The 13,235-nt window shown below is 65.8% G+C and carries 12 protein-coding genes; 5 read left to right on the forward strand and 7 right to left on the reverse strand.

Going from position 1 to position 13,235, the window contains the following annotated elements; genetic code table 11:
• The first annotated feature begins 5 nt into the window (after nucleotides 1-5).
• From ACO06P_RS01495 to ACO06P_RS01510, 4 genes are all read left to right on the forward strand, one after another.
• Nucleotides 6-986, forward strand: coding sequence for a TRAP transporter substrate-binding protein (locus tag ACO06P_RS01495; protein WP_420348248.1), 981 nt, complete (start codon nucleotides 6-8; stop codon nucleotides 984-986).
• Nucleotides 987-1,027: 41 nt separating this feature from the next.
• Nucleotides 1,028-1,561 carry a TRAP transporter small permease subunit gene (locus ACO06P_RS01500; protein ID WP_420348249.1) on the forward strand — a complete coding sequence of 178 codons (534 nt, stop codon included), beginning with the start codon at nucleotides 1,028-1,030 and terminating at the stop codon, nucleotides 1,559-1,561.
• 12 nt (nucleotides 1,562-1,573) lie between these two features.
• The gene (locus tag ACO06P_RS01505; RefSeq protein ID WP_420348250.1) at nucleotides 1,574-2,878 is read left to right on the forward strand and encodes a TRAP transporter large permease; all 1,305 of its coding nucleotides are present in this window, start codon (nucleotides 1,574-1,576) and stop codon (nucleotides 2,876-2,878) included.
• 178 nt (nucleotides 2,879-3,056) lie between these two features.
• Nucleotides 3,057-3,524 (forward strand): hypothetical protein, encoded by a 468-nt coding sequence (locus ACO06P_RS01510; protein ID WP_420348251.1) that lies wholly within the window; start codon nucleotides 3,057-3,059, stop codon nucleotides 3,522-3,524.
• 85 nt (nucleotides 3,525-3,609) lie between these two features.
• Here the strand turns inward: ACO06P_RS01510 and ACO06P_RS01515 are convergent, their stop codons facing one another.
• Nucleotides 3,610-4,929, reverse strand: a complete 1,320-nt coding sequence (locus ACO06P_RS01515) for an aminotransferase class III-fold pyridoxal phosphate-dependent enzyme (RefSeq protein WP_420348252.1) — start codon at nucleotides 4,927-4,929, stop codon at nucleotides 3,610-3,612.
• Between the two features lie 158 nt (nucleotides 4,930-5,087).
• Nucleotides 5,088-6,398 carry a hydroxyacid-oxoacid transhydrogenase gene (locus tag ACO06P_RS01520; protein ID WP_420348253.1) on the reverse strand — a complete coding sequence of 437 codons (1,311 nt, stop codon included), beginning with the start codon at nucleotides 6,396-6,398 and terminating at the stop codon, nucleotides 5,088-5,090.
• 128 nt (nucleotides 6,399-6,526) lie between these two features.
• On the opposite strand from ACO06P_RS01520, the gene map reads away from it, so the two are divergent.
• The gene (gene map / locus ACO06P_RS01525) at nucleotides 6,527-7,264 is read left to right on the forward strand and encodes a type I methionyl aminopeptidase (protein ID WP_420348254.1); all 738 of its coding nucleotides are present in this window, start codon (nucleotides 6,527-6,529) and stop codon (nucleotides 7,262-7,264) included.
• Nucleotides 7,265-7,302: 38 nt separating this feature from the next.
• Here map and ald read toward each other — a convergent pair whose 3' ends face one another.
• The 5 genes from ald to hflX all read right to left on the reverse strand — a co-directional run bounded on the left by ald (nucleotide 7,303) and on the right by hflX (nucleotide 13,145).
• Nucleotides 7,303-8,421 (reverse strand): alanine dehydrogenase, encoded by a 1,119-nt coding sequence (gene ald, locus ACO06P_RS01530; protein WP_420349685.1) that lies wholly within the window; start codon nucleotides 8,419-8,421, stop codon nucleotides 7,303-7,305.
• Nucleotides 8,422-8,766: 345 nt separating this feature from the next.
• Entirely contained in the window at nucleotides 8,767-9,573 is an 807-nt protein-coding gene (locus tag ACO06P_RS01535; RefSeq protein ID WP_420348255.1) for an inositol monophosphatase family protein, read from the reverse strand.
• A 126-nt stretch (nucleotides 9,574-9,699) separates the two neighbouring features.
• Nucleotides 9,700-11,352, reverse strand: coding sequence for a chaperonin GroEL (gene groL / locus ACO06P_RS01540; RefSeq protein WP_420348256.1), 1,653 nt, complete (start codon nucleotides 11,350-11,352; stop codon nucleotides 9,700-9,702).
• A 15-nt stretch (nucleotides 11,353-11,367) separates the two neighbouring features.
• Nucleotides 11,368-11,655: a co-chaperone GroES gene (gene groES, locus ACO06P_RS01545; protein WP_299394708.1), complete on the reverse strand. Its 288-nt coding sequence runs from the start codon at nucleotides 11,653-11,655 to the stop codon at nucleotides 11,368-11,370.
• A gap of 137 nt (nucleotides 11,656-11,792) precedes the next feature.
• Entirely contained in the window at nucleotides 11,793-13,145 is a 1,353-nt protein-coding gene (hflX, locus tag ACO06P_RS01550) for a GTPase HflX (RefSeq protein ID WP_420348257.1), read from the reverse strand.
• Nucleotides 13,146-13,235 lie beyond the last annotated feature (90 nt).

Genomic DNA, 13,235 nt, shown 5'->3' on the forward strand with positions numbered 1-13,235 from the left:
CAAACATGAGCATGCTTCATAAGGCCCTGGCGGGCCTGGCTTTGGCGATTCTGCCATTCGGCGCGTCGGCTGCCGAAATCAAATGGGATATGGCGAACGAGTACAACGACACCTCGATACACGCGGAGGGTGATCGCCTGTTTTCCTCGAAGCTCGCCGAGATGACCGGTGGCGCCATCGAGATCACCCACCACTTCGGCGGCTCCATCGGTTTCAAGTCGAAAGACCAGTTGGACGCCGTGGGCGACGGGGCCCTTCCCATCGCCAACACCTATGTCGGGCCGCTGGGCGGCATCGATCCGATGTTCCTCCTGCCCTCCCTGCCCTTCCTCGCCAAGACCGCCGAGGAGGCGCGCCGGCTGCTGGATGTGGCGCGCGCGGACTACGAGGCGATCTTCGCCGCCAACAATCAGAAGCTGCTTTGGGCCTCGCCCTGGCCGCCTTCCGGCATCTGGGCCAAGAAGCCGGTCGACAGCGATGCGGCGATCACCAACCTGAAGATCCGCACCTATGACGCCAACGGCACCATCACGCTGCAGCAGGCCGGCGCGGCCCCGATCCAGCTGTCCTGGGCGGACGTGGTGCCGCAGCTTTCGACCGGCGGCATCGATGCGGTTCTGACCTCCGCCGAGGGGGGCACCAACGCCAAGTTCTGGGAACACCTCTCCCACTTCACCGAGGTGAACTACGCCATGCCGCTTAACATGATCCACATCAACCTCGATACCTGGAACGATCTTTCCGCCGCGCACCAGGCCGCCGTGCTGGATGCGGCCAAGGCGGCGGAAGATTATGTCTGGGAGAAGGTGGAGGCCCGCGTCGCCCAGAACTATGCGGATATGAAGGCCGCCGGCATGACCGTCGTCACCGGGGTGAGCGATGACTATCTGGCCGAACTGAACGCTGCCGGCAGCCAGGCGCGCGAGGAATGGCTGGCCAAAACCGGCGCCAAGGGCGAAGCGATTCTTCAGGCATTCAACAACTGAGGCCGCGCGAGGCACGGCACGAACGGCCGCAGGGTTAGCCGGTGTTCGAACGCATCGTCGGCTGGATCAGCCGCTGCGCGGGCGCACTGGCGGCCCTGCTGCTCGTCTACCTCTTCATCCACATCCTCTATGAGATCGTGCTGCGCAGCGCGTTCGACTCCTCCACTTTTGTCCTCGACGAGTTCGTCGGCTACGCAGTCGCTGCCATGACCTTCTTGTCCCTTGGCTATGCTTTGGACAAAGGCGCCCTGATCAGGGTCGACCTGGCGGTGGGGCGGCTGCGCGGCCGCCCGCGTCGCTGGGTAGAACTGCTCTGCATTGTCGCGTCCTTTGCCATGGCCGGCTTCTGTGCCTGGTGGGTCGGCCGCGATGCGCTGAGGCACTGGACCCGGGGATCGGTCTCCGAAAGCATCGCGGAGGTCCCGCTCTGGATCCCCGTCGGTGCAGTCTGGCTGGGTCTCCTGCTCTTCATGCTGCAGTTGCTCGCCTACTTCCTGCGGGTTGCCAAAGGCGGCCCCCTGGTCGGCCAGGACGTGGCGGACCCGGGCGTGACAAAGCCGGACGGCGTGGACTAGGCCGGCTGCTCGATGGACGCGCTGCTCTCCGGTCTCATCGTCCTGGTGCTGATCCTGCTGTTTCTGGGGTCGGGGACCTGGGTCTTCGTCAGCCTGCTGCTGGTCTCCACCTGCGGGCTGATCCTGGTGCTGGACTTCCCGCCCCAGCGCATCGGCGTCATCCTCGGCAAGATCCTCTTCCGCAGCGCCAGTTCCTGGGAACTGGCGGCGATCCCCCTGTTCATCTGGATGGGGGAGATGATCTTTCGAACGAACATCTCGGAGCGGCTGTTTCGCGGCATCACGCCCTTTGTCGCCCGGGTGCCCGGCGGGCTGATCCACACCAACGTGGCCGGCTCCACGCTCTTCGCGGCGGTCTCGGGCTCCTCCGCGGCGACCACGGCGACCATCGGCAAGATCACCACGGTGGAACTGAAGCGCCGCGGTTACGACCAGTCGCTGTCCATCGGCTCCCTTGCCGGCGCCGGCAGCCTGGGCCTGCTGATCCCGCCGTCCATCGTCATGATCATCTACGGCGTGCTGGCGGAGGTCTCGATCTCCCGTCTCTTCGCCGCCGGCGTTCTGCCGGGCCTGCTGGTCGCCCTGCTCTACTCCAGCTACATCGGCCTGCGCTGCGCCGGCCGCCCGGACCTCGCCCCGCGCGAGGACGGGGACGGCCGCGGTCTGCTGGCGGCGGCGCTCGACCTGCTGCCGATCGTTTCTCTCATCGTTGTCGTCTTGGGGGCTATCTACTCCGGGCTGGCGACGCCTTCTGAAGCCGCCGCGGTGGGGGTCGCCGGGACGCTGCTGCTGAGCTTCTTGCTCCGCCAGCTCACCTGGCGTCTTTTCGTCGACAGCCTGATGGGGGCGGTCCGGACCTCGGCGATGGTCTGCTCCATCCTCGTGGCCGCCGCCTTTCTCTCCACCGCTATGGGCTACATGCACGTACCGCAGGACGTCGCCGCGGCTATTGCGGCCATGGAACTGGGCCCCTACGAACTGATCGCCATCCTGGCGGTCTTCTACATCATCCTCGGGCTGTTCCTGGATGGCATCTCCATCACCGTCATGAGCCTGCCCATCACCCTGGCGCCGGTCGTCGCCATGGGCTTCGATCCCATCTGGTTCGGCGTCTTCCTGGTGCTGATGGTGGAACTGGGGCAGATGACGCCGCCGGTCGGCTTCAACCTCTTCGTGCTGCAGGGGCTGACCGGCGAGCCAATCAACAGGGTCGCCGTCGCCGCCCTGCCCTTTTTCCTGCTGATGGGCCTGGGCGTGACCATGATCACGGTCTGGCCGGAGATCGCGCTCTGGCTGCCCAACGCGCTGTTCGGCTGACCCCTTATCAGAAGGGGCGGCACCGGTGACGCCCAGTAGGTAACTTCGTAGTTACTTCTTCTAAGCATATGAAAATGAATGTAATTTTCCTTTGAACTGTTTCCTCCGGGTCCGCGACCTATGCAGTGATCGAGGACAAGAGCCTCGGCCTCGTCGACCTAGCGACCAGGAGGAAGAAATGAAGCGTTTTATGATGGCGGCCTTGGCCGTTACCGCCCTGGCCGGCCTGGCCAACACGGTCGAGGTGGCCGATAGCCAGGCGCAGGAGTTCCGCGCAGCTCACGGCTTTGGCAACACCACCGAGAATTCGCAGGCTCCCTACATTGTGGCTCAGTTGAACCGCGAGAACACGCAGAGGGTTGCACCGAAGTCCAAGACGGGCGGTGGCGGCGGCTCTCCGGGCGCGCCCGGCGGTTACCAGACCGTGCAGCCGCAGTGCCTGACCGGCTTCAGCCGCACCGAGCTCAATTACATGCACCACGGCCATATCGAGCGCATGACCTGTCTGACTCCGGTCATCCAGTGCCCGAAGCCGACCATGCCCGGCATCAATGTGGGTATCGTGGTCAACAAGGTTCCGGTCAGCCCCGAGGATGGCCGTTTCCGGATCGAGTACAAGTGCATCTATACCGGCACGGCGGGCTGATTCCCCAGCATCGTTCGGTTCAGCAAAAGCCCTGTGGAGCGCTCCGCTCCACAGGGCTTCAACTCAAGATCAATCTCAACAGGCCTTAGTGCGTGGCGAGCACGCCGCGCAGCTTGGTGAAGATCTCGTCGATGTGGGCGTCTTCGCAGATCAGGGGCGGCGAGACCAGGGCGCAGTCGCCGGTCATCTTCACCATGGCGCCGGCATCGTAGAGTTCCTGCATCACCCGCATGCCGCGGGCACCGGGGGTTTCCATCGGCGCCAGGTCGATGCCGCCCATCAGACCGTAGCCGCGGATGTTGGCGACCACCGGCAGGTCCCTCAGGGAGAACAAAGCCTCCTGGAACTTCGGCGTCATCTTCTCGGAATTCCCGACGAGGTCCTCTTCCTCGAAGATGTTGCGCGTGGCAATGGCCGCGGCGGAGGCCACGGGGCAGCCGGAATAGGTGTAGCCGTGGAACAGCTCGATGCCGTTGCCCGGCGTCGCCTCGGTGATGGCCTCGTAGACGTGATCGGCGCAGGCGACGGCACCCATGGGTACAACACCGTTGGTGAGGGCCTTGGCCATGGTGACCATGTCCGGCACGACGCCGAAGGCATCGGCGCCGAACTGCTTCCCGGTGCGCCCGAAGCCGCAGATCACTTCGTCGAAGATCAGCAGGATGCCGTGGGTGTCACAGATCTCCCGCAGGCGCTGCAGATAGCCCTTCGGCGGGATCAGGGCGCCGGTGGAGCCGGCAATGGGCTCGACGATGCAGCAGGCGATCTGGTCGGCACCGTGCAGTTCGACAAAGCGCTGCAGGTCCTCGGCCAGCTCCGCGCCGGTCTCCGGCTGGCCCTGGACATATTCATGCTCCGGCAGGTGGGTGTGGCGCATGTGGCAGGCGCCGGGCAGCCCCAGGCCGAAGGCCTTTTTGTTGTTCAGCATGCCGGCGACGGTGAGGCCGCCGAAGTTCACGCCGTGATAGGCCCGCTCGCGCCCGACCAGACGGAGGCGCTGCCCCTCGCCCATGGCCTTGTGATAGGCCAGTGCGATCTTCAGCGCCGTCTCCACGGCCTCCGAACCGGAGTTGGAAAAGAACACATGGTTCAGGTCACCCGGGGTGACGGAGGCGATCCGCCGCGCCACTTCGAAGGACGCCGGGTGGCCGAACTGGAAGGGCGGCGCATAGTCCATCTTGGTGAGCGTCTCGTTCACCGCTTCGGCGATCTCCCGCCGGCCGTGGCCGGCCGCCACACAGAACAGCCCGGCGGAACCGTCGATCACCTGGTCGCCGTGGTCTGTCGTGTAGTACATCCCCTTGGCGGCGGTCAGGATGCGCGGATTGGCCTTGAAATGCCGGTTCGAGGTGAAGGGCATCCAGTGCTGTTCCAGAGAATTCGGAATCGGCGGAATGACGTTCATCGGCCCAACTTTCCCAAGTGTTGCTGATCTTGGCGCCAGTCTAGTCGTGCGTCGTGGCCCTGAGCCAGACCCAATTGGCCGCGATTTATGAGGCCAGTTGGCCAACGCAGAGGAGAAAAAAGCCCGGAAAACCGGGGTTTTTGACTTCGGCTAGGGGCTCACCAGTACGCCAGGGCGTCCCGGTAGAGTCCGGTCAGGCGGTCGCGGCTGATCTCGAGAGGGGCGTTCTGCAGCAGGCGGCGCTGCGGGAAGGCCCCCTCCGTGAGGGCGCCCAGATCGTCCTCGCCGTAGCCCACGCCGCTCAAGCCGTTGGGCATCCCGGTCTGCTTCATCAGCGCGACGATCTGGCCGGCCAGCACCTCGCCGGCGTCGTCCTCCCCGGCGCCCCGTTTGTCGGCCCCAAGCCAGCCGGAGGCATCGAGATGGCGGTCCGGGCAGGCCGGGGCCGTAAAGCGGAACACCGAGGGCGCGTTGACGATCACCGACATGCCGTGGGGAATCAGCGGCGCATCATCGGGATAGCCCTCGGGCTGGAAGTCCCGGACCAGCCCGGCAACCGAATAGGCCATGCCGTGCGGCGCGTGACAGCCCGCATTGCCGAAGGCGATGCCGGCCAGGGTCGCGGCCCACAGGACCTGCTCCCGCGCTTCGGTATCGGAAGCATCGGCGACGGCACGGGCGAAGTAGGTGCCCAACAGCCGCAGCGCCTCCCGGCAGCCGAGATCGCTCCAGGGGTTGGCGCCCTGGCTCATGGGGCGCTGGCTCGCGTCGCCCGGCGCTGCGCGATGGCTGTAGGGCTGGGCGGTATAGGACTCCAAGGCATGGCTCAACACGTCGAAGCCGCTGGCCGCCACCACGTTCGCCGGCAGGCTTGCCGTCACAGCCGGATCGATCAGGGCCCGGTCGGGCCTGAGCCGGCGCGACACGATGCCGGTCTTCGCCTTCATGGCCAGCAGGTCGAAGACCGCGATGCCGGTACATTCGCTGCCGGTGCCGGAGGTGGTGGGGCAGGCAATGTGCGGCTTCAAGGCGCCGGGAACGGCCTGCCCGGCACCGATCGGCGCGTTCACATAGGTGAGGAACTCGGCCGGATAGGTGGCATAGAGGTTGGCCGCCTTGGCCGTGTCGATGACCGAGCCGCCGCCCACCGAGATGAATCCGTCGACGCCGCTTTCGCGGGCAAATCGGGCCGCGTCCTGAAAGGACACGTCCGTCGGCTCGACGCGTACCTCGTCGTAAACGACGGTGTCGACGCCCGCCGCCGCAAGCGCCTGCTCCACCTGCGCCACGAAAGGCAGCGCCCTCAGCGCCCTGTCGGTCATCAGCGCGATCCGCCCGATGCCCAGGGCGCGTGCCACCTCTCCCGCCTCGGCCAGACAGCCGCGTCCGAAGGTGATGGCCGAGACATCCACCGAGAAGGCCCGGTCGCCGCCCTCGGCCGGCTCGAAATAGTGATGACAACAGGCCATTGAACGAGGTCTCCCGGGGATCTGCTCGGTTTCGAGGAGGCTGGCACAGGGCCGGGATCGTGACAAGCTGGAGGAACTGGGGCAGTGTCGGCAGAGGCGCCGCACCGGCCCCGGGAGAGGAGCTTTCCATGACTGTTGATTCCGACGACCAACTCGCAGCTCTGAAGCGCGTAGGACAGGCGGTGCGGGAAACCCTGGCGCTCATGCGCGCTCTGGCCCGGCCCGGCATCACCCCGCGAGACCTGGACGAGATCGGCCGCTCGAAGCTGCGGGATTTCGGCGCGCGGCCTGCGCCGGAGCTCGCGTACGGGTTCCCCGGTGCAACCTGCATCAGCGTCAACGAAGCCATTGCCCACGGCGTTCCCGATGATCGCCCGCTCAAAACCGGCGATCTGGTCAACATCGATGTATCGGCAGAGATCGATGGCTATTGGGCCGATTCCGGCGCCAGTTTCGCCATAGGGCCGGCGAGCCCTGAGATCCGCAAGCTCTGCCGTACCACCCGCCGGGCCCTGCAGCGCGCCATCGAAAGCGTGCGCGCCGGGCGGCCGCTCAATGTCATTGCACGGGCGGTCGGCAAGGAGGCGCGGCGGGCGGGCTACCGGGTGATCCCGGAACTCGCCGGTCACGGTGTCGGCCGCTCCATCCACGAAGCCCCCACCGTCTCCAACGTCTACGACCCCAGCAACCGGCAGACGCTCCACGAGGGCCTTGTCATCACCATCGAGCCGTTTCTGACCAAAGGCAGCGGCCGCATCTATCAGGCGGAGGACGGCTGGACGCTGAAGACCGTAGACGGCGCCCCCGCCGCCCAGTTCGAGCACAGCCTCGTCGTAACCAGGGGTCAGCCGGTCATCCTGACTTAGCCCGAATATCTGAAAGTCAAAATGCTTCGGCTTTCGTTCTAGAGACCGAGCGCCTCTTCGGCCGGCGTGTAGTCGAGGTTGTGGGCCTCGGCGACGGCTTTGTAGGTCACCTTACCGCCGGCCACGTTCAGCCCCTCTTTCAGATGCGGGTCTTCGGCAAGGGCGCGCCGGTGCCCCTTGTTCGCCAGGGCCAGCGTGAACGGCAGGGTGGCGTTGTTGAGGGCGAAGGTGGAGGTGCGGGCCACGGCGCCGGGCATATTGGTGACGCAGTAGTGAACGGCGCCCTCCTCCACATAAGTCGGATCGGCGTGAGTCGTTCCGCGCGAAGTCTCGAAGCAGCCGCCCTGGTCGATGGCGATGTCCACCAACACCGAGCCCGGACGCATCTGGCGGATCATGTCCCGCGTGACCAGTTTGGGCGCCGCGGCGCCGGGCACCAGGACCGCCCCGATCACCAGGTCGGCGCCGACGACGTGTCGCTCAATGGCATCGACCGTTGAGTAGATCGTGTTCAGCATGGGGCCGAACTGCAGGTCCAGTTGGTAGAGACGCTCCAGGGAAAGGTCGATAACGGTGACATGGGCCTCCATGCCCATGGCCATCCGCGCCGCATTGGTGCCCGAGACGCCGCCGCCGATGATGACCACCTTGGCGGCGGCTACCCCCGGCACACCACCGAGGAGCATGCCGGAGCCGCCCTGCTCTTTCTCCAGGCAGTGGGCGCCGACCTGGACCGACATGCGGCCGGCGACCTCGCTCATCGGCGCCAGCAGCGGCAGGCCGCCGCGCGCGTTGGTCACGGTCTCGTAGGCGACGGCGATGCAGCCGGAGTCCATCAGGCCCTTGGTTTGCGGCAGATCGGGGGCCAGGTGCAGGTACGTGAACAGGACCTGCCCCTCGCGCAACCGAGCATACTCGGCCGGCTGCGGCTCCTTCACCTTGACGATCATCTCGGCCTGGGCGAAGACCGCCTCGGCGTCGCCCAGGATCTCGGCGCCGGCCTGCCGGTAGTCGTCGTCGCCGAAGCCGATGCCCTCGCCGGCGGTGGTTTCGACCACGACCTTGTGGCCATGATGGATAAGCTCACGCACAGACGCCGGGACCAGCCCGACCCGGTACTCGTGGTTCTTCACTTCCTTGGGCACACCCACCAGCATTGCCTGCTTTCCCTCTGCCAAAGCTTTGTCGTTTGGGTCCCAGCCCTTCTGCCAGCGCTGGGCAGAGCTGACGTGCTCCTGCGCCTGGGTCAGCGCGAGACGGCGTGGATGCGGGGCCCCTCTTTCGCCGAAACCTACGCCCGTACCGTCGCCGGGCGCCAGAGCCAGATTCAGCCTGTCCCTGATGCCAGGAAGTGGTCGCATCGGCGTCTGAATTCAGCCGATTTCAGCCACCGGATGCCTTGATCTGTGTCACCGCATGCTGCCGACGAACCGGCGGTTCGCGGGCTGTGTCCATCTGCCGGTGAGATGCCGGGCAGATCGCGTGTCGGCCTTGCCGGTCCGCTAATCCTCGGCAAGCAGGACTCCGTAGAGTGCCTCCCAGCTTGCTTCGTCCGGCGCCATCATCAGCCCCAGCTCACGGTAGCGGTCGGCGCGGTAGGGCTGACGGTCGAAGCAACGGGAAAATCCGCCGGCTTCGCGATGCAGCAGCGTCCCGGGCACGTGGTCCCAGGGCATCAGCCGCGTGAAGAGGGAGAAGTGCGTCCGCCCTTCCGCCAGCCGCAGGTATTCCGCGCCGGCACAACCGAGCGACCTGATGGCTGCGACCTTGGCCCGACCCTTCTCGACGCGCCGCCCCAGTCGCCTGGGGGCATAGCTGGAGGCATGGAGGCTGCCGCTCATCGCTTCCGGGCGATCCGGCAGCGCAGCCTGAAGGCGCCGTCCGGCCATCCAGGCCCCCGACCCGGCTTCCGCCACACCGAAGCGCCCGCTCGCGGGTTCGAGGATCCAGGCAGCCCGGCTCTCCCTGCCCGAGACGAGGGCGACCATGATGGCAAAGGCCTCCCGGCCGTGGGCGAAGTTCCGGGTACCGTCGATCGGATCGATGATCCACAGTGTCTGTTCGCCGTCGAGGTGTCGCATCAGAGAAGGATCGGCGTGCACACCCTCTTCGCCGACAACCAGGGAACCCGGCAGCAGGTCCAGAAGGCGCGCGCTCAGGGCCTTTTCAACGGCGATGTCGGCAGCCGTCACCAGTTCGCCGGCCACCTTCTCCTGAACGTCCTCGTCCTTGAGATTGCGGAAGCGCGGCAGGGCTTCCTGCTCGGCAATCTCGCTGATGACGTCCGCGACCTTCTCAATATCGAGCAAGGGACCCCTCTGAACCGGGCCCCAACGGACGGGCCCTTGACTGTCGCTCACCGTAATCCAACACAGAAGAAAGGGGCCGCGGCGATGACCGCGGCCCCCTCTGAAGGCTTGGTCGGCCCGGGCTGACTAGAAGCCCATGCCACCCATGCCGCCCATGCCACCCATGTCAGGCGCAGCGGGAACCGCCGCATCCTTCTTTTCGGGCGCATCAGCGACCATGGCTTCGGTCGTGATCAGGAGACCGGCGATCGAAGCGGCGTCCTGCAGTGCGGTCCGCACGACCTTGGTCGGGTCGATGATACCGGACTTGAACATGTTGACGTACTTGCCGTTCTGGGCATCGAAGCCGAGCGCGGCGTCCTTCGCCTCGGTCACCTTGCCGACGACGATGGAGCCTTCGTGACCGGCGTTCTCGGCGATCTGGCGGATCGGCGCCTGCAGGGCGCGGGCCACGATCTCGATGCCGACACGCTGGTCGTCGTTGTCGCCTTCCAGCTTGTTCAGCACCTTGGCGGCGTTCAGCAGGGCCGTACCGCCACCGATGACGATGCCTTCCTCGACCGCGGCGCGGGTGGCGTTCATCGCATCTTCGACACGATCCTTACGCTCCTTCACCTCGACCTCGGTGGCGCCGCCGACACGCAGAACGGCAACGCCGCCCGCGAGCTTGGCCAGACGCTCCTGAAGCTTCTCACGGTCGTAGTCCGAGGTGGTTTCCTCGGCCTGGGCGCGGATCTGCGCGCAGCGGCCCGTGATTTCCTTCTTCTTGCCGGCGCCGTCGACGATGGTGGTCTCTTCCTTGGTGATGACCACGCGCTTGGCGGTGCCGAGCATGTCGAGGGTGGTGTTCTCCAGCTTGATGCCGAGATCCTCGGAGATCACCTGGCCGCCCGTCAGGATGGCGATGTCCTCCAGCATGGCCTTGCGGCGATCGCCGAAGCCGGGCGCCTTCACGGCGGCGACCTTGAGGCCGCCACGCAACTTGTTCACCACCAGGGTCGCCAGGGCTTCGCCCTCCACGTCCTCGGCGATGATCAGCAGCGGCCGTCCGGCCTGCACGACGGACTCGAGCAGCGGCAGCATCGGCTGCAGACCCGAGAGCTTCTTCTCGTGCAGCAGGATGAAGGGGCTCTCCATCTCGCAGACCATCTTGTCGGCGTTGGTGATGAAGTACGGCGAGAGGTAGCCGCGGTCGAACTGCATGCCCTCGACCACGTCGAGCTCGGTCTCCAGGGACTTCGCCTCTTCGACGGTGATCACGCCTTCCTTGCCGACCCGCTCCATCGCCTCGGCGATCATGGAGCCGATCTCGCCCTCACCGTTGGCCGAAATGGTGCCGACCTGGGCAACCTCGGCGGTGGTGGAGATCTTCTTGGACTTCTTCTGCAGTTCGGCAACGACGGCCTCAACGGCCTGATCGACGCCGCGCTTCAGGTCCATCGGGTTCATGCCGGCGGCAACCGCCTTGGAACCTTCGCGCACGATGGCCTGGGCCAACACGGTCGCCGTGGTGGTGCCATCGCCGGCAATGTCGTTGGTCTTGGAGGCAACTTCGCGCACCATCTGGGCGCCCATGTTCTCGAACTTGTCGGAGAGCTCGATCTCCTTGGCCACCGTGACACCGTCCTTGGTGGTGCGCGGGGCACCGAAGGACTTGTCGATCACCACGTTACGGCCCTTGGGACCGAGGGTGACTTTCACGGAGTCGGCCAGAATGTCGACGCCCCGCAGCATACGCGTGCGGGCATCAGCGCCAAACTTAACGTCTTTCGCAGCCATGTCTGGATTTCTTCCTTATTGCATAACGCCCATGATGTCGGATTCACGCATGATCAGCATGGTCTTGCCGTCCAGCTTCACTTCCGTGCCCGACCACTTGCCATAAAGGACCTTGTCGCCCTTCTTGACGTCGAGAGCCGTAACCTTGCCGTCGTCGCTCCGCGCGCCGGAGCCGACCGCAAGGATCTTGCCCTGCATCGGCTTTTCCTTGGCCGTGTCCGGAATGATGATGCCACCGGCGGTCTTTTCCTCTTCCTCCAGCGGCTCGACCACGACACGGTCATGCAGAGGCCTAAATTTCATTGAATTCCACCCTGTATGAGTTGGATTGGATCGCAAACGCCCTCGGTTGGCCCCGCCAGGCGGCACCCCGAGATACCGTTGTTAGCACTCACAATCCGTGAGTGCTAGGCAGCATATAGAAGGCTGCCCGGAAAGAGTCAACCGCTGTGCAGTTGATTTCCGGTGATGGCGCTGTGGCCGCTCGACCCCTCCGCTGCTTCCGCTTCTTTTTCAGCCAGTTCCGGGAAGAGCTTCAGGTAACGGTCTAAATCAGGCTGGCCGATCTTCACAGTCAGACGGGTCATCAGCCCATCATCCCGGCGTTCCAGCACCTCGGCGTGCTCGTACAGCCAGGAAAGCGCGGCGCCCTGGCTCAGCGGCAGGCGGAGGCTGCGCTCCACCCGCCGGGCCGAAAGCGCCTGATCGATCATTGCCAGAACCTGATCGCAGCCCTCGCCGGTCAGGGCGGAACAGAGGACCGCCTGAGGCAGTCCAGCGTCCCTCAGGGCGAGCCGGGCGCGGTCCTGCGGTCCGAGAAGGTCCGCTTTGTTCAGAACCTCCAGCAGGTGGGTGGCGTTCTCCGTGACGCCCAGGTCCCCCAGCACCGCTCTGACATCGGCTTCCTGGGCGCGGCTGTCGGGATGGGCGATGTCGCGCACATGCAGGATCAGATCCGCCTCCAGCACCTCCTCCAGGGTCGCCCGGAAGGCGGCGATCAGATCGGTCGGGAGGTCCGAGATGAATCCCACCGTGTCCGACAGGATGACCGTCTGACCGGACGGCAGCACGACCCGCCGCATGGTCGGGTCCAGCGTGGCGAAGAGCTGGTCGCGGGCCAGGACCTTGGCTTCGGTCAGGCGGTTGAACAGGGTGGACTTGCCCGCGTTCGTGTAACCGACGAAGGCGACGACGGGGTACGGCACGCGCTGACGGGCGCCGCGGTGCAGGCCCCGGGTGCGCTGGACCTGCTTCAGCTCCTTTTTCAGGCGGGTGATCCGCTCGGTGATCAGCCGTCGGTCGATTTCCAGCTGGCTTTCGCCGGGGCCGCCCATGAAGCCGACACCGCCGCGCTGACGTTCCAGGTGCGTCCAGGAGCGCACGAGGCGGGAGCGCTGGTAGCTGAGCGCAGCCAGCTCGACCTGCAGCTTGCCTTCCTTGGTGCGCGCGCGGGCGCCGAAGATCTCCAGAATGAGACCGGTCCGGTCGATCACCTTGCACTGCCAGGCCCGCTCGAGATTGCGCTGCTGCACCGGGGTCAAGGCACTGTCGACGATCACCACATCGATGTGGCTGTCGGCAATGGCCTCTGCCAGCCGCTCCACGAGACCGCCGCCGATCAGTGTGGCCGGACGGACCTGCTTGACCGGCGCCACCTCGGCGTGCTCGACCACCAGGCCGATCGCTTCGGCCAGGCCGGCCGCCTCCTGCAGGCGCGCCTCGGGGGCCCGCAGACTTGGCTGCAGGCCCGGCTGGAGCAGATCCGGATGCAGGACCAGTGCTCTGTCTGTCATGGCATGCGGTGGCGCGCTGCGCCGCCCTTTCTTTGTAGGCCGGTGGTTACGTCAGGGCTTACCGGCGCGCGCCGATGACACAACCGCGGC

The organism is Pelagibius sp., assembly GCF_965227505.1.
Classification (GTDB): domain Bacteria; phylum Pseudomonadota; class Alphaproteobacteria; order Kiloniellales; family Kiloniellaceae; genus Pelagibius.

Excerpts from the sequence above, each read along its gene's own strand:
- groES (WP_299394708.1), bottom strand. The coding sequence starts at position 11,655 with ATGAAATTTAGGCCTCTGCATGACCGTGTCGTGGTCGAGCCGCTGGAG.
- ACO06P_RS01515 (WP_420348252.1), bottom strand. The coding sequence starts at position 4,929 with ATGAACGTCATTCCGCCGATTCCGAATTCTCTGGAACAGCACTGGATG.
- map (WP_420348254.1), top strand. The coding sequence starts at position 6,527 with ATGACTGTTGATTCCGACGACCAACTCGCAGCTCTGAAGCGCGTAGGA.
- groL (WP_420348256.1), bottom strand. The coding sequence starts at position 11,352 with ATGGCTGCGAAAGACGTTAAGTTTGGCGCTGATGCCCGCACGCGTATG.
- ACO06P_RS01520 (WP_420348253.1), bottom strand. The coding sequence starts at position 6,398 with ATGGCCTGTTGTCATCACTATTTCGAGCCGGCCGAGGGCGGCGACCGG.
- hflX (WP_420348257.1), bottom strand. The coding sequence starts at position 13,145 with ATGACAGACAGAGCACTGGTCCTGCATCCGGATCTGCTCCAGCCGGGC.
- ACO06P_RS01510 (WP_420348251.1), top strand. The coding sequence starts at position 3,057 with ATGAAGCGTTTTATGATGGCGGCCTTGGCCGTTACCGCCCTGGCCGGC.
- ACO06P_RS01495 (WP_420348248.1), top strand. The coding sequence starts at position 6 with ATGAGCATGCTTCATAAGGCCCTGGCGGGCCTGGCTTTGGCGATTCTG.
- ACO06P_RS01505 (WP_420348250.1), top strand. The coding sequence starts at position 1,574 with ATGGACGCGCTGCTCTCCGGTCTCATCGTCCTGGTGCTGATCCTGCTG.
- ald (WP_420349685.1), bottom strand. The coding sequence starts at position 8,421 with ATGCTGGTGGGTGTGCCCAAGGAAGTGAAGAACCACGAGTACCGGGTC.